Here is a 19,876-nt window from a genome sequence, read left to right as displayed (position 1 = left end):
TGTCGGCCCCCGGCTGTCCCGCCGGCGCCCGCCGGGAGCGGGACGTTCGGCACTGGGGGAACGGGGGCCGGTCGGGGAGACTGGGGGCATGCGTGCCACCCGGGACATCAGCGACCGCGACGACCTCGACGTGCTCCTGCGCCGCTTCTACTCGGCCGCCTTCGCCGACCCGCTCATCGGGCCCTTCTTCACCGAGATCGCCGGCACGGACCTGGAGGTCCACCTGCCGCGGATCACGGACTTCTGGGAGCGCGCACTCCTCCGCACCGCCGAGTACGGGCGGGACGCCTACGCCCCGCACGCCGCCCTCCACTCCGCCCGGCCGCTCACCGCCGCCCACTTCGGGCGCTGGGTCCAGCTCTGGCACGCCACCGTCGACGGCCTCCACCACGGGCCGCGGGCCGAGCGGGCCAAGGCGCAGGGCGAGCGGATCGCCGTCGCGATGCTGCGCAGGCTCGCCGGACCGGACGCCGGGACCGGAGGCGGCGGCGGGGGATTCGTACCGTTGGCGGCGCTGGAGCTGCGCTCCGCGGCCTGAGAAAAAAGAATCCTCGGGAGAGCGATGAGTTCCGGGCGGGACGCCCGTCTTACCTCTCGACAGTGCCGGAACGCACCGAGCAGGCCGGCCGCCCGACGGAAGAGAGCACGCCATGGCCCCGCAGATGATCTTCGTCAACCTTCCCGTGAAGGACCTCGACGCCAGCAAGGCCTTCTACGAGAAGCTCGGCTACTCCATCAACCCGCAGTTCACCGACGAGACCGCCGCGTGTGTGGTCATCAGCGACACGATCTTCGCGATGCTGCTCACCGAGGAGAAGTTCAAGAGCTTCACCGCCCCGGGCAAGGACATCTCCGACGCCACCAAGACCACCGAGGTGCTCATCACGCTCAGCGCCGAGAGCCGCGCGAAGGCCGACGAGCTGGCCGACGCCGCCCTCGCCGCCGGCGGCAGCCCGGCGAAGGAGCCGATGGACATGGGCTTCATGTACGGCCGCTCCTTCGCCGACCTGGACGGCCACCACTGGGAGGTCTTCTGGATGGACCCGGCGGCCGCCCAGGGCTGAGCTCCCACGGGCCCCCGACGTACGTCAGGCGGAGACCCCGCCGTCGATCACCAGGTCGGTGCCGACGGCGGAGCCCGCCGCGTCGGAGGCGAGGTACAGGACCGCCGCCGCCACCTCCGCGGCGGACGAGATCCGGCCCAGGGGCGACTGCTCCTTCATCCGCACCTCCCGCTCGGCCTCGGTCTCGCCGGGCAGCAGCGACATCGTGGACTCCGAGGCGCCGGGGCTGACCGCGTTGATCCGGACGCCGTCGGCGATGTGGTCCAGGGCCGCGGCCCGGGTGAGGGCCGAGACGGCCGCCTTGGAGACCTGGTAGCCGAAGACCCCGGGGATCCGGACGTGCGGGCCCAGGTTGGACGAGATGTTCACGATCGCCCCGCCGCCGTGCGCCCGCATGTGCGCCACCTCGGCCTGGAGGGCGTGCAGCACCCCCGTCACGTTGATGTCCAGCAGCGTCTGCCAGTCCTCCAGGGGGAAGTCGGCCGCGCTGTGGCCGCCCCGGAAGACACCGGCGTTGTTCACGGCCACGTCGAGACCGCCGAAGAGCTCGACCGAGCGCCGGACCAGCTCCCGGGTCGACTCGGCGCGGGACACGTCGGCGGTGACCGCGGCGGCGGTGCCACCTGCGGCCTCGATCAGGGCGACCGTGGCGTCGAGGGGCTCGGCCGTACGGCCGGCGACGACGACCTTCGCGCCCTCGGCGGCGAAGGCGAGCGCGATGGCCCGGCCGAGACCGGAACCGGCGCCGGTGACGAGGACGGTGCGGTCGGTGAAGCGTGCGGATGATGCGGACATGTGTGTCGACTCCCCTGTGAATGCTTCTACTTGGTACGGATCGTGGTGGTGGCGAGGGTGGCTGTGAGGGCGGCCAGGGCGGCGAACAGGGCGGCCGCGGCCGCCAGCGACACCGCGTCGCCGCCGAGGGTGAGCAGTCCGGCGAAGAGCACGGTCGGCCCGAGCTCCATCGCCGTGTTGAGGACACCGCCCGCGAGCCCCGTGCGGTGCGCCGGGACGCCGTCGGTGGCGAGGACGGCGGCGCCCGCGAAGGACAGGGCGCCACCGGCCGGAAGGAGCAGGAGGCCGGGCAGCAGGCCGTACGCGTACGGGACGGAGGTGTCGAAGCCGGTCGCGGCGAGCAGCCCGAGCCCGGCGGCGGCCGTGCCGAGCCCCGCCCCGGTCACCCGGCCGGGGCCGTACCGCCCGATCAGCGGGCCCGCGAGCCGGCCGGAGCCGAGCAGGGCGACCGCGAAGGGCACGAAGGCGGCGGAGGTGAGCAGCGCGGACCAGTCGCGCCGCTCCTGGAGCGCGAGGGAGAGCAGGACGAAGACCGTGGCCGTCCCGGCCGCCGTGAGCCCGATCGCCGCGAGGCCCAGAAGGCGGCGGCCGTCGCGCAGGAAGTCCGGGGGCAGCAGCGGGTCGGCGGTCCGCCGCTCGACGGCCGCGAAGCCGGCGAGCAGCACAAGACCGGCGAGCAGCGGGGCGAGCACCGGGGCGGAGCCCCAGGGGTGGGCGTCGGTGAGGACGAGACCGTAGCTGGCGAGCGTGATCCCGGCGGTCGCGAGCAGCGCGCCGGGCAGGTCCAGGGCCCGGTTCGTGCCCGTCGGGGTCGCGGGGAGCAGCCGGGGCGCGAGGAGCAGCGCGGCGAGCGCCACGGCGACCGGCACCGCGAAGGTGCCGCGCCAGGAGGTGATGGCCGCGATCACCCCGGAGAGCAGGTTCCCGGCGGTCGCCCCGAGCACGGAGAGCCCGCCCCAGGTGGCCATCGCCCTGCCGTACGCGGCCGGTTCGGGGAAGAGCGCCCGGAGCACCGCCATCGCGGCCGGGGCGACGAGCGCCGCGCCGACACCCTGCCCGAAGCGGGCGGCGAGCAGCGCCTCGTACCCGGGGGCGAGCGGCGCCAGGGCGGAGGCGGTGCCGAAGACCAGGAGTCCGGCGGTGAGGGCCCGGCGGCCGCCGAGGCGGTCGGCGAGCCGGCCTCCGAGGAGGAGCAGCCCGGCGAAGGTCAGCCCGTAGGCGGCGCTCAGCAGGATCAGGTCGGCGCGGTCGAGGTGGAGCTCGGCGCCGATGCGGGGGAGCGGGACGGCGAGGGCGGCGAGCGTGAAGATGAGCGTCATCTGCACGCCGCCGAGCAGGACGAACCCGCCGCGGGTGCGGGGCCGGTGGCTCGTTGCGCCGTCTCGTTCCCGCGTCCTGGTCGCTTGCATGACTCGTCCCCCCGAATAGTGCTGTACTTGACCGTACATTCCAATATGAGTGCCGAAGAAAGGGCGCCCCTGCGGGCGCCCGCTCTTCGGTTTCTCAGTCGCTCAGTCGCTCAGTCGCTCAGTCGCTCCGTCGTGCTCAGTCCAGCAGTCCCAGCGCCTGCTCCGCCGCGTCCAGGACCCGGCCCGGCTCCGTCGAGGCCTTGCCGACCACCCGGATGCCCTGGAGCAGGACGAGCAGCATCCGGGCCAGCGCGCGCGGATCCCGGTCCGCCGGCAGCTCGCCGCCGGCCCGGGCCCGGGTGAGCGCTCCGTACAGGAGCGTCTCGATCTGCTCCCAGCTGAGCTCGACCCTGCGTGCGACGACCGGGTCGTGCGGTGCCAGCTCCGCCGCCGAGTTGGTGACGAAACAGCCGTTCAGGCGCTCGCCCTCCGTCGCCGCCTGGGCGGCGAAGCGGCGGACGAGCGCCCGCACGGCCGGCAGGGCGGGGCCCGGCGCGGACAGCTCCCCGACGATCTCCGGGTCCCTGGTCTCCAGGTAGCGGTCCATCGCCTTCATGTACAGGTCGTGCTTGTTGCCGAAGGTCGCGTAGATGCTGGCCCGGCCGACCCCGAGGTGCTCCACGAGGTCCGACATCGTCGTCGCCTCGTAGCCGCGCGCCCAGAACAGGTCGAGAGCGGCCTGGAGCGCGGCGTCGGGATTGAATTCCTTGGTCCTGGCCACAGAGAGACCGTATGTCTTTCTGGAACGACCGGTCAAGCTGCCTGAGCTAGACGGCGCGGACCGGGTAGACCGTCACCGTGACCTCGTCGTCGTCCAGACAGCGGCCCGTCTCCAGGTCGAAGCGCTGCTTCAGGAGCGGCGAGGCCACGAACGGCCGGCCGTCCGCCGAGCCGATGAGCCCCCGGGAGAGCACCTGCGCCCCCGTGAACGGGTCGCGGTTGTCGATCGCGTACGTCCGTCCCGTCCGGTCCCGGAAGACCGCCGCCTGCCGGCCGTCCGGCAGCAGGGCCGCCACACCCCGGCCCGGGGTCAGCCGGGCCTCCTCGCAGACCGTGATCCAGGAGTCGGGGGCGGGGGAGAGTTCGAGCACCGTCGTGGAGACCGTGGAGACCGTGGAGACCGTGGAGACCGCGGAGACCGCGGAGACCGCGGAGGCGGTGGAGACCGTCGTCATCGGGAGGTGACCCCTTCCAGGGTGAGGAACGTGAGATCCGGCTTGATCTGGTCGCGCTCCGGGATGAACCGGACCGAGGGGTCCGGTGCCTCCGGGGCGTTCACGAAGGAGACGAAGCGCCGCAGCCGGTCCGGGTCGTCCAGGGTCTGCGCCCACTCGTCCTGGTAGTCCTCGACGTGCGCCGCCATCAGCGCCTCCAGCTCGTCGCAGAGGCCGAGCGAGTCGTGCACCACCACGTCCTTGAGGTGGTCGAGCCCGCCCTCCAGGCGGTCCAGCCAGGTCGACGTCCGCTCAAGACGGTCCGCCGTCCGGATGTAGAACATCAGGAACCGGTCGATCAGCCGGACGAGTTCGGCGTCCGACAGGTCCTGGGCGAGCAGGTCCGCGTGGCGCGGGGTCGCGCCGCCGTTCCCGCCGACGTACAGGTTCCAGCCGTTCGCCGTCGCGATGATCCCGAAGTCCTTCGACTGGGCCTCCGCGCACTCGCGGGCGCAGCCCGAGACCGCAGACTTCAGCTTGTGCGGGGCGCGCAGGCCCCGGTAGCGCAGCTCCAGCTGGATCGCCATCTTCACCGAGTCCTGGACGCCGTACCGGCACCAGGTCTGCCCGACGCAGGACTTCACCGTGCGCAGCGCCTTGCCGTACGCGTGCCCCGACTCGAAGCCAGCGTCCACCAGACGCGTCCAGATCGAGGGGAGCTGGTCCACCCGGGCGCCGAAGAGGTCGATCCGCTGGCCGCCCGTGATCTTCGTGTAGAGGCCGAAGTCCCGTGCCACCTCGCCGATCACGATCAGCTTGTCCGGGGTGATCTCGCCGCCCGGGATGCGCGGCACGACCGAGTACGAGCCGTTGCGCTGCATGTTGGCGAGGAAGTGGTCGTTGGTGTCCTGGAGGGAGGCCTGCTCGCCGTCGAGGATGTAACCGTTGTTGAGGGAGGCGAGGATCGAGCCGACGGTCGGCTTGCAGACCTCGCAGCCCTCCCCGCCCTTCGCCTCGTCCCGGCCGTGCGAGTCGAGCAGTGCGGCGAAGGAGGTCACCCGCAGGGCGCGGGCGATCTCGTAGAGCTCGCTGCGGTTGTACGAGAAGCAGCGGCAGAGCCCCTTGTCGGTGGGGGCCGGCAGCAGCTTCTCGATCACCTTCACGCAGCTGCCGCAGCCCGTACCGGCCTTGGTGCACTTCTTCACCTCGGCCAGCGACTCGCACTGGCCGATCGCGTGCTTCGTGACGTTGTGGCAGGAGCAGATCACCGCGTCGTCCGGCAGCGCCGAGGGGCCGAGCGCCACCGGCGCGCCCGCGCCCGCCGGGAGCACCAGCTGCTCGGGGGAGACCGGCGGCACGGAACCGGTGAGCGGCCGGAGCAGCCCGTACTGCTCGGCGTCGCCGACCAGGACACCCCCGAGCAGCCGGCCCTCGCCGTCGATCACCAGCTTCTTGTAGACGCCCGAGCGGGAGTCGGAGTAGACGACGTCGAGGCAGCCCTCGGCCGCGCCGTGCGCGTCGCCGAACGAGGCCACGTCCACGCCGAGCAGCTTCAGCTTGGTCGACATGTCGGCGCCCGTGAAGCCGTCCCCGGCCTCGTCGGCCAGGGCCGCCGCCACCGTCTGCGCCATCTCGTAGCCCGGCGCCACCAGGCCGTACACCCGGCCGTCCGTGGCGAGCGCGCACTCGCCGATCGCGAAGACCGCCGGGTCGGAGGTGCGGCACTGCTCGTCGACCGCGATGCCGCCGCGCTCACCGACGTCCAGGCCGCAGTCGCGGGCCAGCTGGTCCCGGGGCCGTACGCCCGCCGAGAACACGACCATGTCCGTGGCCAGTTCGGAGCCGTCCGAGAGCTTCATCCCCGTCACGACGCCGTCCGCCGTCACGACCTCCTGCGTGCCCGTCCCCGTGTGGACGCTCAGGCCCATCCGCTCGATCGTGCGCAGCAGCGCGGCGCCGCCGCCCTCGTCGACCTGCACCGGCATCAGACGCGGCGCGAACTCCACGACGTGCGTGTCGAGTCCGAGCCCCTTGAGCGCGCCCGCCGCCTCCAGGCCGAGCAGCCCGCCGCCGACGACCGCGCCGGTCGTCGCCGTCTTCGCGTACTCCTCGATCGCGAGCAGGTCCTCGATCGTGCGGTAGACGAAGCAGCCGCGGGCGTCCTTGCCGGGCACCGGCGGGACGAAGGGGTACGAGCCGGTGGCGAGGACGAGCGAGTCGTACGCGAAGACCTGCCCGGAACGGGCGGTGACCGTACGGGCCTCCCGGTCCACCGACTCCGCCGGGTCGCCGAGGTACAGCTCGATGGAGTGCTTCTCCATGAAGCCGGCCTCGACCATCGACAGGTCCTCGGCCGTCTTCCCCGAGAAGTACGAGGTCAGCTGCACGCGGTCGTAGGCCGGGCGCGGCTCCTCGCAGAGGACCACGATCCTGGCCCGCTCGGTGACGCCACGGTCGGCGAGCGCCTCCAGGAAGCGCTGGCCGACCATTCCGTGGCCGACCAGGACGATCGTGGGGGTGTGGGCGGTCGTCGTGTCAGCGCTCATGTCAGGAGCCTCCGTCGTGGGTGAGCAGGTGCAGCAGGGGGGCATCGGAGAGGGCTTCGTCGCCCTCCCAGGCCCGGGCGAGCGTGCCGACCGCGGCCAGATCGCCGAGGAGGACGCCCCCGACGAGCCGGTCTCCGCGGACGACGACCTTGCGGTAGGCGCCTTGGGTCGCGTCGGTCAACTGGACTACGTCGTCGCCTGGTTGGGCGGTCGCGTCGCCGAAAGCGGCTAGATCGAGCGGCTGCGGGCCGCCCAGGGTGAGGCGGGTGAGGGCGCGGGTGCCGGTGTAGCGCGTTGTGGGCACCCGTCCCGCCTTGCGGGACGATTGCCCACACGGGGCGGGGGTGGCCGCCTCGGCCAGCAGCAGCTCCGCGAGGGCGTCCGCCTGTTCGAGGGCCGGGCCCGCCAGGCCGTAGACGCGGCCCCCGTGCTCCGCGCAGTCGCCGACCGCGTGGATGTACGGGTCGGAGGTCCGCAGTTCGTCGTCGACCAGGATGCCCCGGCCGACGTCGAGCCCCGCCTCCCGGGCCAGGGCCACCCGGGGCCGGACCCCGCAGGCCAGGACCACGACCTGGGCGTCGAGCACGAAGCCGTCGGCGAGTTCGACCGCCGTGACCGCCCCGTCCCGCTGCCGCAGCCCGCTCACCCGGCACTCGGTGTGCACCTCGACGCCGAGGGACTCCACGTGGTCGCGCAGCAGGGCCGAGGCCTGGGCGTCGAGCTGGCGTTCCATCAGCCGCTCGCCCTGCTGGGTCAGGACGACCTCCGCGCCGAGTCCGGCGAGGGCCCGCGCCGCCGAGACCCCGAGGAGCCCGCCGCCGATGACCACCGCCCGTACGCCGGGACGCACCAGGGCGCGCAGCGTCAGGCAGTCGTCGAGGGTACGGAAGGGGTGGACGCCCTCCGGCAGCGCCGCCCCGCGCAGTCCGCGCAGCGGCGGCAGCACCGGGTTGGAGCCGGTGGCCAGGACCAGCCGGTCGTAGCCGACGAGGGAGCCGTCCGCGCACTCCACCGTCCGCGCCGCCCGGTCGATCCGCACCGCCCGCACCCCGAGCCGTACCGGCTCCCGGGTCTCGGGCAGGGCGATGACCCCGGGGGCGTACCGCCCGGCGAGGACGTCGGCGAGCAGCACCCTGTTGTACGGTGCGTGCGGCTCCTCGCCGAGGAGGGTGACGGGCAGGCGCTGGGCGAGTCGGGCGCCCGCCGTTCCGCCCCCGACCACCACGATCCGTGTACTCATAACCGGAAGAGTGCGCGGCCGGTGTTACCCGACGGCATCCCGACTGTTTCCCGTACGGAACGCTGATCTCCGCCCCGGGCCCGGAGCGCTGTGAGGCCCCGGGACGATTAACCCGCCGTGAGCCTCGGCTCAAGCCCGCCTTAAGGATCCGGGGGAGGAGGCCGAGCAGCCCGTTCCCGTATACGGGCGGACCTAGGGTGCCGCATGTGACCACCGAGGCCAGCCACCACCCTCTCTACGTACGGCTCCCCAGCGAGCCGCCCCCCGCGCCACCGTCCCCGTCACCGCCCCCGTCCGGCGGGCCCCCGCCCCCGCCCCCGTCCCCGTCCCCGTCCCCGTCCCCGTCCCGGTCCCCGCGCTCCGGCTCGCCCCCGAGCGGATGCGGACCGCGATCGTCGCCGGCGCCGGGGGCACGGCCCTCCTCTGGGGCCTCCAGGCCCGGCCCTCCGCCCGGCTCGACGCCTTCTTCGCGACCGGCGCCCACCTCACCGGCCTCCTCGCCGGCTACGGCGTCCTCGTCCTCCTCCTGCTCATGGCCCGGATCCCGGCCGTCGAGCACGGCGTCGGCGCCGACCGGCTCGCCCGCCGGCACGCCCTCGGCGGCCGGTACGTCCTCGGCCTGATCGGCGCCCACGCCCTCCTCGCGCTCTGCGGGTACGCCGTGCACACCCGTACCGACCTCGTCACCGCCACCGGAGACCTCCTCTCCTACGGGGCGATCGCCGCCGCCACCGCGGGCACCGCCCTCCTCGTCGCCGTCGGCGTCACCTCCGCCCGGGCCGTCCGGCGCCGCGTCCGGCACGAGACCTGGCGGGCCGTCCATCTCGGCGGCCTCCTCGCCGCCGCGCTCGGCTTCGTCCACCAGCTCGCAGGACCCGACCTCGCCGGCAGCCTCCTCACCGTCTGGCTCTGGTCGATGGCCCACGCCACCGTCGCCGTCCTCCTCGTCTGGTACCGGATCGTCGTCCCCGTCCGGGCCGCCCTCCGGCACGAGCTGCGGGTCGCCGAGGTCCGCGACGAGGGCCCCGGCGTCGTCTCGGTCCTCGTCCACGGCAGGGGAGTGGCCCGGCTGTGCGCCGAACCCGGCCAGTTCTTCCGCTGGCGCTTCCTGCGGCGCGGGCTCTGGGCGACCGCCCTGCCCTTCTCGCTCTCCGCGCCCGTCCGCGACGACACCCTGCGCATCACCGTCAAGGCGCTCGGCGACCACACCCGCCGGATCCGGCGGCTCCGCCCCGGGACCCGGGTACTGGCCTCCGGCCCGTTCGGCGCGCTCACCGCCCACCGCCGCACCCGCCGCAAGGTCCTGCTGCTCGCGGGCGGAGTCGGCATCACCCCGCTGCGGGCCCTCTTCGAGACGCTGCCCGGCGGGCCCGGCGACCTCACCCTCCTCTACCGGGCCTCCGACGCGGGCGGCCTCGTCCTGCGCGAGGAGCTGGAGGCCATCGCCCGCGGACGGCGGGCCGCCCTGCACTACCTCCTCGGACCCTCGGACGGCTCCTTCGACCCCCTCGCCCCGCGTGCCCTGCGCGACCTGGTGCCGGAGCTCGCCGCCCACGACGTGTACCTGTGCGGTCCGCCCGCGATGGCCCGGGCCGCGACGGCCTCCCTGATCCGGGCCGGGGTGCCGGCCTCCCGCATCCACAGCGAGGACTTCGACCATGCCTAGACACGGTGCCCCCCGCGTCCCCACGGTCCAGCAGGCCCGGCGCCGTCTCGCCGCCGCGCTCCTCGGCGCCGGGGCGCTCGCCGCGACCCTCCTCACGGCCGCCGTCGCCCCGGCCGCGCCACCCGCGCCCGACCGCGAACCGGGCGCCGCGACCGCCGCAACCTCAGACGAAGCTCAACGATCACGCGATTGATGGACGGGACAACGACCGTCTCCCTAGGCTCACGGACATGCCCGAGATCACACTGACCACCCTTGTCCTGCTCTGCCTCGCCGCGCTCGTGGCGGGCTGGATCGACGCCGTGGTCGGTGGCGGGGGGCTGCTCCTGATCCCCGCCCTGCTCCTCGGGCTGCCCAACGTCCCGGCCGCGCACGTCCTCGGCACCAACAAGGCCGTCGCGATCGTGGGCACCACCGGCGCCGCCGTCACCTACGTCCGCAAGGCACCCGTCCAGGTCTGGACGGCGTTACGGATCGGACTCGCGGCCCTCTCGGGCTCCATGGCCGGCGCCTTCTTCGCCGCCGGGATCAGCAGCGAGGTCCTGCGCCCGGTGATCATGGTGGTGCTGCTGGCCGTGGCCGCCTTCGTGATGCTGCGGCCCTCCTTCGGCGCGAAGGCCGAGGGGGAGGAGCGGGCGCCGCTGACCCGGGCCCGGATCGTGACCGCGATCGTGGTCGTCGGCGGCGGGCTCGGCCTCTACGACGGCCTGTTCGGGCCGGGCACCGGCACCTTCCTGGTCCTCGCGCTGACCGCCGTGCTCCACCTGGACCTGGTGACCGCCTCCGCCAACGCCAAGATCGTCAACGTCTGCACCAACGCGGGCGCGCTCGCCATGTTCGCCTACCAGGGCAGCGTGTACTGGCAGCTGGCGGTCGTCATGGCGGTCTTCAACCTGACGGGCGGCATGGTCGGCGCCCGGATGGCGCTGAGCAAGGGCGCCGAGTTCGTCCGCGGGGTCCTGCTCTTCGTCGTCCTCTCGCTGGTCGCGAAGCTCGCCTTCGACCAGTGGGCGTGACGGGCCCCGGCCCTGCGAAGGGACGGCCTCGTGCGCGGCGACCGCCCGGCCCTGCGAAGGGCCTTCCCTACCGCACCCCGATGAGGTGGCCGAAGGCGACCACGTTCCCCTGGTAGCCGTTCTTCTTCGAGAAGCCGCCGCCGCAGGTGATCACCCGGATCTCGGCGCGGTCCGCCTCCCCGTACACCTTCCGGTCCGGGAACTCCTCGTTCCCGTACACCTCGACCGCGTCGACCGTGAAGACGGCGGTACGGCCGTCCTGGCGGTCCACCTCGATCCGGTGGCCCTTCTTCAGGGCGCCCAGCGTGTAGAAGACGGCCGGACCGTCGGCGTTGTCGACGTGGCCCGCGACGATCGCCGTGCCCTTGGCCCCGGGCGGGGTGCCGTCCTTGAACCAGCCGGCCATGTTCCGGTTCCCGGCCGGCGGCACGTCGAGCGAGCCGTTCGCCGCCAGGCCGAGCCGCATCATCGGGGTGTCCACGTCGGTCTCCGGGATGCGCAGCCGAACGGGCGCCGAGGGCGGCAGGGGGTCGGCGGCGGCGTCGGTGTGCACGCTCGGCCCCGCGGCGAAGGCCTGGGCGGCGGACGGTACCGGCGGGCCGACGTCCTGCGAGCCGTTCTGGATCAGCCAGAGTCCGGCGCAGACGGCCACGGCTATGCCCCAGCCCTTGCTCCTGTTGCTCACCTGGGTTCCCTCGTGGTTCCGGTGCCGGTGGTGATGTGGTCCTGCCCCCGCCGGGCCGTGTTCGGGCGCTCGGCGGGGGCAGGACGGGCGGTGGTCTCAGTGCCCCCGGGCGCCGCTCGCCCGGCGCCGCAGGAGCCAGACACCGCCCACGGCAGCCGCGGCCAGCACCGCCGCGCCCGCCGTGACCTGGGCGGTGTCGGGGCCGATGCTGCCCCCGACACCGGTCTGGACATGGCCGCTCGGACTCCGGTGCTTGACGGTCAGGTCTCCCCGGGCCGTCTTCCCGTTGTCGCAGGCGACACTGATGCCGTACGTACCGGGCTTGACGTGCTCCGGCACCCTGAACTGGCCGACCACGACCTCCTTGTGCGTGCTCGGCTCCAGCTGGAACTCGCCGGCACCCAGCGAGTTCGCGTCGCCGACGCCGTGGCCGTGCTTTCCGCAGGCCAGGGTGTTGACGGTGACGGTCGTGCCCGGGGAGGCGGAGGACGGGTAGACCTCCAGCGACCCGAAGTCGTTGTTGTTGTTGGCGTACGCCGCGGGGGCGGCGAACGCCCCGATCGCGGCGACCGTCAGCGCGGTACCGGTGAGCAGGCGGGCAGTGGTGCGCATGGGATCCTCCGGGGCGCGCGAGCGGTCATGCCGGTCATGCCGGGGGTCCTTCCGGGAGGGACTTCCCGGAACGGACCTTCTGTGACCGAGATAAGAGCCGCCCCGCGCCCCCCGCCTGCTGATGGGGCATCAGGATTGCGCCGTCCGGTGCGGTGTGTCGGCTGGATTTCCGACGTTTACGCAGGTCAGGGCTGGTTTCTCGGCGTCAGCTGACGGCTCGTGCCGAACGGGTGACACGGAGTGTCGCCCCCGCCCCTGCCCCTACCCGCGCCCCTGCCCCCGCCCCTGCCTCCGCACCTGCGCCCGCCCCTCTTCGGGTCACACGGCGCCGGTCAGGCTGGTGATCGCCGCCAGGGCCCACTCCTGCGCCCCCACCGTCGTCCCTGCCACGACACCCGTCGCCACCGGCGCCAGCGCTCCCCTCAGGCCGCTCAGGGCGCGCCGCACCCGGCCCTCCTCGGGGGCGTCCGTGCGGGTGATCTCCGCGAGGACCTCCTGCGCGGCCGCCTCGGTGTCCTCGCGCTCGGGGTCGGCGAGGCCCGCCTGCGGGAGCTGCCCGAGCAGGCCGGTCACCAACTCGGCGAGCGCCTCGTAGCCGGGGGCGACCGTGCCGCCGTCGTTCCGCTGGTTCTGGGTGACCGTCTCGTTGTTCCAGGCGAGCTGGACATGGGAGACGGCGTCGGTGAAGACCGGGCCTTCGTAATGGTGGGTGTTCTGAGGGGTGTTGGTGCTCTGCGGGTCGTCGGTGTTCCTCGGTTCGGTCATGGCTGGTCACCGTCCCTTTCGGTCTGCTGCTGGACGACGTGGTCGTTGTTCCAGGCCAACTGGACATCGTGCACGGGGCCGTTGATGAACGGACCGTTGAAGACCGGGTTGTTGAGGATCTGGACGATCCGCGGCGGCGGTCCGGGCTTCTCCGGGTGCCGGACGACCGGGAGGGACGTCCGCAGCGTGTCCGTGTCGACGAGGCCGTTGTGCCGGACGGCCGCCTCGCCCGTCCCGTTCACCGCGCAGTCCGCCAGCCGGCCCGAGGCCTTCTCGTCGAAGCTCGCGCCCGCCACCGCGCAGTCGGTGAACGTGCTGTCCGCGACGTCCAGGTAGGCGGAGCCCGTCCCGTACACGCCCAGGCTCTCCGAGCCGGTCACGGTGAGGTTCCGGGCGGTGAGCCGTCCGCCGGCGATGGCGCCGACCCCGCCGCTGCTCACCGTCGTGACCTCGCAGTCGGTGATCCGGAGCCCGGCCTCGTCGCCGACGGCGAAGCCCACCGTGCCGCGGTCCGCCGTCACATCCCTGAGCGTGACGCGCGACTGGCCGCCGGCGGCCACCGCCGTCAGGCCGTAGTCGCGGAACAGCGTGTCGGTGACCTCGGCCGTCGTGCCGCCGTTCCCCCGGACCTCCAGTCCGGCCGCGCAGCGCTCCACGCGCAGGCGCGTGAAGACGGCCCCGCCCTCGTCGTAGACCCGCAGCGCGGTGCCCGCCAGATCCTCGATCACGACCCGCGTGAAGCGGCCCCTGCCGCCGTCGGTGACGGCGATGCCGACGTTCCCTCCCGAGACGCGGCAGTCCCGCACCTCGGGCGCGCCACCCCTGGTCGAGAACACCGAGACGTTGCGCGCACCGAGGACCTCGCAGTGCTCGAACGTCCCGAGGCCCGCGTCCTGCGTGTTGATGCCGGTGTCGCGGCACTCGGCGAACACGGAGCCGCGCACCACCGGTCCGGCGCCGCTCCTCGTGACGATCCCGTGCAGCGCGTCGGTGACCCGGACGCGGTCCACGGAGCCCCGGGACTGCTCGATGAACAGGATCCCCTCCGCGTGCACGGCGCCGATCGCGCACTCCGCCACGGCGAGCTCCGCCCGGGTGTCCGCCGCGAGGGCCGCCTGCCCGGTACCGGTCAGCTCGCAGCCGATCACCTCCGCGTGTGCGTCGCAGACGCGCAGGCCGTGGATCCGGCTGCCCTCGATCCGGCTGCCCCGGACCGTGACGCGGGCACCTTCGAGGACGGCGATCGCGTTGTCGGCGGCGTCGGTGAACCGGCACCGCTCGACCAGCCCCGCCGACCCCGTGAAGACGGCGCGGCCGTACAGGACCACGCTGTCCCGCAGCGTGACGGTGGTGCCCGGCCGGGCGTGCACGGCGACGCCGTTGTGCGCCCGGACCTCCGTACGGTCGAGCGTCAGCGTCCCCGCGTGGCAGCCGACGGCGTCCACCCCGGCGTCGCGGCCGACCAGCGTCAGACCGTGGACGGAGACCGGGCCGAAGGCGTCCAGGACGGCGCCGCGCGACCGGCTCACCGTGACGGAGCCGGGGCCCTCGGCGGCGACCAGCCGGATCTCGCCCCTGACGGTGAGCGTCTCCTCGTAGCGGCCGGGCGCGATCTCGATCAGCGCCGCCCTGCCCCGTGCCTCCGCCGCGCGGAGCGCGGACGAGATGTCGGGGTGGGCGCGGCGGCCGCCCCGCGGCGAGACGAGGTATCTCGCGACCATCGTTCTTCTCGCCTCCTACGGTTCCTGCCGCGCCTCCTGCAGCGCGTCCCATTCCACCGAGTCGTACGCCGAGTACACCCGCTTCATGAGCTCCTCGTCCACCGTCAGGTCGGCCGTGTCGATGCCCGAAACCGGCGCGATCCCCCGGGAGTTCGTCACGAAGGCCGCACGGTACCCCCCGAGGTCCGCGAGCGACACCGGCCGGCGCACCGAGCCGAGCAGCGGTTCGAGCAGGGCCATCGTGATCCCCGTCAGACAGGGAGCCGACGGCCAGACCACCGAACTCCCGTCCCAGAAGGCGATGTTGGTGACCGCCCCTTCGGAGATGTCGCCGTCCGGGGAGGTCAGCAGGGCGTCGTCGTAGCCGGCGCGCCGGGCCGCCTCGCCGTGGTAGCTCTGGCCGAAGCCGCCCAGGTGCTTGATGTGCGGCGCGGGGCGCAGGTAGTCGACGCTCATCAGACGCTGCGGGGCCCCGGGGCCGTCCGGGGCGGGCTCGCGCACGACCACCGCGAGACGGACGCCCTCGTGCACGTACACCCTGGCCGAGCAGTCGCGGCGCCCCGAGTTCGTCACCGCCCGGGCGAGCAGGGCGCGGACCCGGTCGCCGGGCAGTTCCTCGTCGAAGAGCTCACGGGTGGACCGGTCGAGCCGTTCGAGGTGGAGGCCGAGTCCCTTCACGCGCCCGTCCCGCACCTGCATCGCGGTGAAGTGGCCGTAGCCGCTCATGAGGGCGGCGAGAAGCTCCGGGTCGGCCGCGGGGACTCCGTCGATCTCGACGTGCGTGGGCGGAGCGGGGGTCACGTGCGGAGTCGTCATGCCCCTCACCGTACGTCCCGGGAAAGCGCCTCGGAAAAGCCTTCGCGGCCGGCGCTTGACCTCAACCGCGCTTGAGGTACCACGATCATCGACATGGACACCACGAGCTCCACCTCGACCGCCGATTCCGCCACCTCGACCGCGGACTCCGCCGCCCAGGCCGCCGACTCCGCCGCCCCGCTGAACCTCGCCCTGATCGTCGCGAGCGACCGCGAAGGCCGCTTCGCCCCCGTCATCGCCGACTGGTTCCGCTCCCGGCTCGCCGAGCGCGAGGACTTCGCCGTGACGGTCGTCGACCTCGCCGAGGTCGACCTCCCCACCTCCCTCTCCCACGACCCGTCCCCGGCCGTCCGCGCCGAACTCGCCAAGGTCACCCCGGCGCTGGCCGCCGCCGACGCCTTCGTCGTCCTCACCCCCGAGTACAACCACTCCTTCCCCGCCTCCCTCAAGAACCTCATCGACCGGCACTACACCGAGTGGCAGGCCAAGCCCGTCGGCTTCGTCTCCTACGGCGGCATCTCCGGCGGCCTGCGGGCCGTCGAGCAACTCCGCCAGGTCTTCGCCGAGATGCACGCCGTCACCGTCCGCGACACCGTCTCCTTCCACTCCGCCTGGGGGCACTTCGACGAGGAGGGACGGCACAAGGACCCCGCCGGCGCCGAGGGCGCGGCCAAGGTCCTCCTCGACCAGCTCGCCTGGTGGTCGCTCGCGCTCAAGGAAGCCAAGTCCACCCGCCCGTACGCCGCGTGAGGGACCGTCACCGTGCTGCTGCGACTCCTCGCTCCCCGCCTCGGGCCGTACCGGGCCCTCCTCGCACTCCTCGTCCTCCTCCAGCTCGTCCAGTCCCTCGCCTCGCTCGCCCTGCCCACCCTCAACGCCGGAGTCATCGACGAGGGCGTCCTCCGCGGGGACACCGACCGTGTCCTCCGCGGGGGCGCCGCGATGCTCGGCGTCACCCTCCTCCAGGCCGTGACGGCCGCCGCCGCCACCTACACCGGGGCCAGGATCGCCATGGGCGTCGCCCGGGACCTGCGCTCCGAGGTCTTCCGCCGCGTCCAGGACTTCTCCGCCCAGGAGCGGGGCCGCTTCGGCGCCGCCTCCCTCATCACCCGGACCACCAACGACGTCCAGCAGGTCCAGACGTTCACCGTCCTCGTCCTGACGATGCTGGTCGCCGCGCCCCTGCTCTGCTTCGGCGGTCTCGCCATGGCCCTGCGCCAGGACGTGCCGCTCGCCCTGGTCCTGTTCCTCTTCCTGCCCGTGATGACCGGCGCCGTCGGCGCCGTCGTCCTGCGGATGCGGCCCCTCTTCCGCGGCATGCAGGAGCGCGTCGACCGGGTCAACCGGGTGCTGCGCGAGCAGATCACCGGTGTCCGCGTGGTCCGCGCCTTCGTCCGCGACCGGCACGAGCGGGAGCGGTTCGGCGCGGCCAACGACGAACTCCTCACCGTCGGCCTCCGGGCCGGCCGGCTCCAGGCCCTCATGTTCCCGATGGTCCTCATCATCTGGGAGCTGACGACCGTCGCCCTCATCTACGTCGGCGCCCACCGCATCGACAGCGGCACCCTCCAGCCCGGCGGGCTCGTCGCCTTCCTCGGCTACCTGCTCCAGACCTCCATGGCCGTGATGATGGTCCTCTTCCTCCTGATGAACATGCCGCGCGCCGAGGTCGGCGCCGAGCGCATCCGCGAGGTCCTCGACACCCCGCTCTCCGTCACCCCGCCGGCCCACCCGGTCCGCGTCCTCAAGGGCCCCGGCCACCTCGACCTCGCGGGCGTCGGATTCCGGTACCCGGGCGCCGAGGAGTCCGTCCTCAAGGACGTCGACCTCGTCGCCCGCCCCGGCGAGACCACCGCGATCATCGGCTCCACCGGCAGCGGCAAGTCGACCCTCCTCGGGCTCGTGCCCCGGCTCTTCGACGCCACCGGCGGCGAGGTCCTCGTCGACGGCGTCGACGTCCGAGAACTCGACCCCGCCCTGATGGCCAGGACCGTCGGCCTCGTCTCACAGAAGCCCTACCTCTTCTCCGGGACGGTGGCGACGAACCTGCGGTACGGGAAGCCGGACGCGACCGACGAGGAGCTCTGGCACGCCCTGGAGGTCGCCCAGGCAGCCGACTTCGTCCGGGCGCTCGACGACGGCCTGGACGCTCCGGTGGCCCAGGGCGGCACCAACCTCTCGGGCGGCCAGCGGCAGCGCCTCGCCATCGCCCGGGTCCTCGTCGCCCGCCCCCGCCTCTACCTCTTCGACGACTCCTTCTCCGCCCTCGACGCCCGCACCGACGCGCTGCTGCGCGAGGCGCTCCGGCGGGAGACGGCCGACTCGACCGTGGTGATCGTCGCCCAGCGGGTCTCCACCATCCGGGAGGCCGACCGGATCGTCGTCCTCGACCGGGGCCGGACCGTCGGCACCGGCACCCACGAGTCCCTCATGCGGGACAGCGCCACCTACCGGGAGATCGTCCTCTCCCAGCTCACCGAGGAGGAAGCCGCATGAGTACGGAGACGGCCACCCGCACGCCGGACGCACCCCGAACCGCCCCCGCCCGCAGCGGCCCCCCGCCCAAGGACCGCGGCCCCGGCCTCCCCACCCCCGCCCTCGAACGCTCCCTGGCCTTCCGCGCCTCCGGCCTCCGACTCCTGCGCACACTCGCCCCCGACAAGTCCTTACTCCTCGCCGTCCTCGTCATGGGCGCCACGGCCGTCGCCCTGGGCGTCCTCAGCCCCCTCCTCCTCGGCCGCGCCACCGACCTCGTCGTCACCGGCGCCACCGGCCCCGCCGGGGTCGACTTCGCGGCCGTCGGCCGGCTCCTCGCCCTCTCCGCCGCGGTCGTCGCCGGCTCGTCCCTCTTCACCTGGATCCAGCTCCGGATCGCCACCACCGTCGTCCAGCGAGCCGGCCGCCGCCTCCGCGAACAGGCCCAGCACAAGCTGGGGCGGCTGCCCCTCACGTACTTCGACCGGCAGCAGCGCGGCGAGGTCCTCTCCCGCACCACGAACGACATCGACAACATCACCCAGACCCTCCAGCAGACCTTCAGCCAGATGACCCGCGCCCTGCTGACCCTCATCGGCGTCCTCGCGATGATGTTCTGGATCTCCCCGCTCCTCGCCCTCGTCGCCCTCGCCACCGTGCCCGTCTCGGTCGCCGTCGCCGCCTTCGTCGGGCGGCGCGCCCAGCCGCAGTTCGTGAAGCAGTGGGCGGTCACCGGCCGGCTCGGCAGCCACGCCGAGGAGATGATCACCGGCCACACCGAGGTCGTCGCCTTCGGCCGCCGCGCCGAGGCCGTGGCCCGCTTCGACGAGCTCGGCGAGGAGCTGTACCGGGCGAGCTTCCGCGCCCAGTTCGTCTCCGGCTTCATCCAGCCCGCGCTGACCTTCGTCGGCAACCTCAACTACGTCGTCCTCGCGGTGGTCGGCGGCCTGCGGGTGGCGAGCGGCACCCTGACCGTCGGCGACGTGCAGGCCTTCATCCAGTACTCGTACGAGTTCAACGGCCCGATCAACCAGGTCGCCGCCATGGCCAACCTCCTCCAGTCCGGGGTGGCCTCCGCCGAGCGGGTCTTCGACCTCCTCGACGCCGACGAGCAGTCCCCGGACCCGGCGGAGCCGCAGCGCCCCGCGCGGGTCAGGGGCCGCGTCTCCTTCGAGAAGGTCTCCTTCCGCTACGAGCCCGACAAGCCGCTCGTCGAGGACCTCTCGCTCACGGTGGAGCCGGGCCGGACGGTCGCGATCGTCGGCCCGACGGGCGCCGGCAAGACGACCCTGGTGAACCTGCTGATGCGGTTCTACGAGGTGACGGGCGGCCGGATCACCCTGGACGGGGTCGACATCGCGCAGATGTCCCGGGAGGAGCTGCGGAGCGGGATCGGCATGGTCCTCCAGGACACCTGGCTCTTCGGCGGCACCATCGCCGACAACATCGCCTACGGGGTGCCCGGCGAGGTCTCCCGCGAGCGGATCGTCGAGGCGGCGCGCGCCGCGCACGCCGACCGTTTCGTCCGCACCCTGCCCGACGGGTACGACACCGTCCTCGACGAGGACGGGGGAGGCCTCAGCGCCGGCGAGAAGCAGCTGGTCACGCTCGCCCGGGCGTTCCTCTCCGAGCCGGTGATCCTCGTCCTCGACGAGGCCACCAGCTCCGTCGACACCCGCACCGAGCTCCTCGTCCAGCAGGCCATGTCCTCCCTCCGGGCGGGCCGCACCAGCTTCGTCGTCGCCCACCGGCTCTCCACGATCCGGGACGCGGACACGATCCTGGTGATGGAGAGCGGCTCGATCGCCGAACAGGGCGGTCACGAGGAGCTGCTGGCCGCCGGGGGCGCGTACGCCCGGCTGTACGAGGCACAGTTCGCGGGCGCGGAAGCCTGAACCGACCGGACGTCGCC

The 19,876-nt window shown here is 73.4% G+C and carries 19 protein-coding genes; 8 read left to right on the top strand and 11 right to left on the bottom strand.

What is annotated here, in order from left to right; all coding sequences use genetic code 11:
* The first annotated feature begins 88 nt into the window (after positions 1–88).
* Both OG361_RS13230 and OG361_RS13225 read left to right on the top strand, forming a co-directional pair.
* Entirely contained in the window at positions 89–538 is a 450-nt protein-coding gene (locus tag OG361_RS13230; RefSeq protein WP_384558859.1) for a group III truncated hemoglobin, read from the top strand.
* Positions 539–650: 112 nt separating this feature from the next.
* Positions 651–1,064 (top strand): VOC family protein, encoded by a 414-nt coding sequence (locus OG361_RS13225; RefSeq protein ID WP_405853511.1) that lies wholly within the window; start codon positions 651–653, stop codon positions 1,062–1,064.
* A gap of 24 nt (positions 1,065–1,088) precedes the next feature.
* Here the strand turns inward: OG361_RS13225 and OG361_RS13220 are convergent, their stop codons facing one another.
* The 6 genes from OG361_RS13220 to OG361_RS13195 all read right to left on the bottom strand — a co-directional run bounded on the left by OG361_RS13220 (position 1,089) and on the right by OG361_RS13195 (position 8,208).
* A complete protein-coding gene (locus tag OG361_RS13220; RefSeq protein WP_384558865.1) occupies positions 1,089–1,859 on the bottom strand; it encodes an SDR family NAD(P)-dependent oxidoreductase in 771 nt (256 codons plus the stop codon).
* 26 nt (positions 1,860–1,885) lie between these two features.
* Positions 1,886–3,268 (bottom strand): MFS transporter, encoded by a 1,383-nt coding sequence (locus OG361_RS13215; RefSeq protein ID WP_405853510.1) that lies wholly within the window; start codon positions 3,266–3,268, stop codon positions 1,886–1,888.
* A 136-nt stretch (positions 3,269–3,404) separates the two neighbouring features.
* On the bottom strand, positions 3,405–3,989 hold the full coding sequence (locus OG361_RS13210) for a TetR/AcrR family transcriptional regulator (protein WP_405853509.1): 585 nt from the start codon (positions 3,987–3,989) through the stop codon (positions 3,405–3,407).
* Positions 3,990–4,035: 46 nt separating this feature from the next.
* Positions 4,036–4,443 (bottom strand): nitrite reductase small subunit NirD, encoded by a 408-nt coding sequence (gene nirD, locus OG361_RS13205; RefSeq protein ID WP_405853508.1) that lies wholly within the window; start codon positions 4,441–4,443, stop codon positions 4,036–4,038.
* Complete coding sequence (nirB, locus tag OG361_RS13200) at positions 4,440–6,968, bottom strand: nitrite reductase large subunit NirB (protein ID WP_405853507.1); 2,529 nt, start codon at positions 6,966–6,968, stop codon at positions 4,440–4,442. The genes nirD and nirB overlap by 4 nt, the downstream gene beginning before the upstream one ends.
* 1 nt (position 6,969) lies before the next feature.
* On the bottom strand, positions 6,970–8,208 hold the full coding sequence (locus tag OG361_RS13195; RefSeq protein WP_405853506.1) for an NAD(P)/FAD-dependent oxidoreductase: 1,239 nt from the start codon (positions 8,206–8,208) through the stop codon (positions 6,970–6,972).
* Positions 8,209–8,587: 379 nt separating this feature from the next.
* Here OG361_RS13195 and OG361_RS13190 point away from each other — a divergent pair, with 379 nt between their 5' ends.
* Genes OG361_RS13190 through OG361_RS13180 form a run of 3 tightly spaced genes read left to right on the top strand, consistent with a single transcriptional unit; the run spans position 8,588 to position 10,890 of the window.
* Positions 8,588–9,874: a ferric reductase-like transmembrane domain-containing protein gene (locus OG361_RS13190; RefSeq protein ID WP_405853505.1), complete on the top strand. Its 1,287-nt coding sequence runs from the start codon at positions 8,588–8,590 to the stop codon at positions 9,872–9,874.
* Complete coding sequence (locus OG361_RS13185) at positions 9,867–10,067, top strand: hypothetical protein (RefSeq protein WP_384558886.1); 201 nt, start codon at positions 9,867–9,869, stop codon at positions 10,065–10,067. Before OG361_RS13190 ends, OG361_RS13185 begins: the two co-directional genes overlap by 8 nt.
* Positions 10,068–10,104: 37 nt before the next feature.
* Positions 10,105–10,890 carry a sulfite exporter TauE/SafE family protein gene (locus OG361_RS13180; RefSeq protein WP_405853504.1) on the top strand — a complete coding sequence of 262 codons (786 nt, stop codon included), beginning with the start codon at positions 10,105–10,107 and terminating at the stop codon, positions 10,888–10,890.
* Between the two features lie 67 nt (positions 10,891–10,957).
* Here OG361_RS13180 and OG361_RS13175 read toward each other — a convergent pair whose 3' ends face one another.
* From OG361_RS13175 to OG361_RS13155, 5 genes are all read right to left on the bottom strand, one after another.
* Positions 10,958–11,575 carry a class F sortase gene (locus tag OG361_RS13175; RefSeq protein ID WP_405853503.1) on the bottom strand — a complete coding sequence of 206 codons (618 nt, stop codon included), beginning with the start codon at positions 11,573–11,575 and terminating at the stop codon, positions 10,958–10,960.
* A gap of 96 nt (positions 11,576–11,671) precedes the next feature.
* On the bottom strand, positions 11,672–12,187 hold the full coding sequence (locus OG361_RS13170) for a hypothetical protein (protein ID WP_405853502.1): 516 nt from the start codon (positions 12,185–12,187) through the stop codon (positions 11,672–11,674).
* A gap of 318 nt (positions 12,188–12,505) precedes the next feature.
* A complete protein-coding gene (locus OG361_RS13165; protein WP_405853501.1) occupies positions 12,506–12,952 on the bottom strand; it encodes a hypothetical protein in 447 nt (148 codons plus the stop codon).
* Positions 12,949–14,673 (bottom strand): right-handed parallel beta-helix repeat-containing protein, encoded by a 1,725-nt coding sequence (locus OG361_RS13160; RefSeq protein ID WP_405853500.1) that lies wholly within the window; start codon positions 14,671–14,673, stop codon positions 12,949–12,951. Before OG361_RS13160 ends, OG361_RS13165 begins: the two co-directional genes overlap by 4 nt.
* A 15-nt stretch (positions 14,674–14,688) precedes the next feature.
* Complete coding sequence (locus OG361_RS13155) at positions 14,689–15,489, bottom strand: aminotransferase class IV (protein WP_405853499.1); 801 nt, start codon at positions 15,487–15,489, stop codon at positions 14,689–14,691.
* A gap of 93 nt (positions 15,490–15,582) precedes the next feature.
* Here OG361_RS13155 and OG361_RS13150 point away from each other — a divergent pair, with 93 nt between their 5' ends.
* The 3 genes from OG361_RS13150 to OG361_RS13140 are packed head-to-tail and all read left to right on the top strand — an operon-like array spanning position 15,583 to position 19,859.
* Positions 15,583–16,239, top strand: coding sequence for an NADPH-dependent FMN reductase (locus OG361_RS13150; RefSeq protein WP_405853498.1), 657 nt, complete (start codon positions 15,583–15,585; stop codon positions 16,237–16,239).
* 12 nt (positions 16,240–16,251) lie between these two features.
* Positions 16,252–17,985, top strand: coding sequence for an ABC transporter ATP-binding protein (locus OG361_RS13145; protein ID WP_405853497.1), 1,734 nt, complete (start codon positions 16,252–16,254; stop codon positions 17,983–17,985).
* Positions 17,982–19,859 (top strand): ABC transporter ATP-binding protein, encoded by a 1,878-nt coding sequence (locus OG361_RS13140; RefSeq protein ID WP_405853496.1) that lies wholly within the window; start codon positions 17,982–17,984, stop codon positions 19,857–19,859. Before OG361_RS13145 ends, OG361_RS13140 begins: the two co-directional genes overlap by 4 nt.
* Positions 19,860–19,876: the final 17 nt, after the last annotated feature.

Source organism: Streptomyces sp. NBC_00090 (assembly GCF_045160815.1).
Lineage (GTDB): Bacteria > Actinomycetota > Actinomycetes > Streptomycetales > Streptomycetaceae > Streptomyces.
This window is presented reverse-complemented; position numbering and strand designations above follow the sequence as displayed.

Bases quoted from the DNA above. Each gene is read 5' to 3' on its own strand.
- OG361_RS13230 (WP_384558859.1), top strand. From the start codon at position 89: ATGCGTGCCACCCGGGACATCAGCGACCGCGACGACCTCGACGTGCTC.
- OG361_RS13225 (WP_405853511.1), top strand. From the start codon at position 651: ATGGCCCCGCAGATGATCTTCGTCAACCTTCCCGTGAAGGACCTCGAC.
- OG361_RS13220 (WP_384558865.1), bottom strand. From the start codon at position 1,859: ATGTCCGCATCATCCGCACGCTTCACCGACCGCACCGTCCTCGTCACC.
- OG361_RS13215 (WP_405853510.1), bottom strand. From the start codon at position 3,268: ATGCAAGCGACCAGGACGCGGGAACGAGACGGCGCAACGAGCCACCGG.
- nirD (WP_405853508.1), bottom strand. From the start codon at position 4,443: ATGACGACGGTCTCCACCGCCTCCGCGGTCTCCGCGGTCTCCGCGGTC.
- nirB (WP_405853507.1), bottom strand. From the start codon at position 6,968: ATGAGCGCTGACACGACGACCGCCCACACCCCCACGATCGTCCTGGTC.
- OG361_RS13195 (WP_405853506.1), bottom strand. From the start codon at position 8,208: ATGAGTACACGGATCGTGGTGGTCGGGGGCGGAACGGCGGGCGCCCGA.
- OG361_RS13190 (WP_405853505.1), top strand. From the start codon at position 8,588: ATGCGGACCGCGATCGTCGCCGGCGCCGGGGGCACGGCCCTCCTCTGG.
- OG361_RS13185 (WP_384558886.1), top strand. From the start codon at position 9,867: ATGCCTAGACACGGTGCCCCCCGCGTCCCCACGGTCCAGCAGGCCCGG.
- OG361_RS13180 (WP_405853504.1), top strand. From the start codon at position 10,105: ATGCCCGAGATCACACTGACCACCCTTGTCCTGCTCTGCCTCGCCGCG.
- OG361_RS13170 (WP_405853502.1), bottom strand. From the start codon at position 12,187: ATGCGCACCACTGCCCGCCTGCTCACCGGTACCGCGCTGACGGTCGCC.
- OG361_RS13165 (WP_405853501.1), bottom strand. From the start codon at position 12,952: ATGACCGAACCGAGGAACACCGACGACCCGCAGAGCACCAACACCCCT.
- OG361_RS13160 (WP_405853500.1), bottom strand. From the start codon at position 14,673: ATGGTCGCGAGATACCTCGTCTCGCCGCGGGGCGGCCGCCGCGCCCAC.
- OG361_RS13155 (WP_405853499.1), bottom strand. From the start codon at position 15,489: ATGACGACTCCGCACGTGACCCCCGCTCCGCCCACGCACGTCGAGATC.
- OG361_RS13150 (WP_405853498.1), top strand. From the start codon at position 15,583: ATGGACACCACGAGCTCCACCTCGACCGCCGATTCCGCCACCTCGACC.
- OG361_RS13140 (WP_405853496.1), top strand. From the start codon at position 17,982: ATGAGTACGGAGACGGCCACCCGCACGCCGGACGCACCCCGAACCGCC.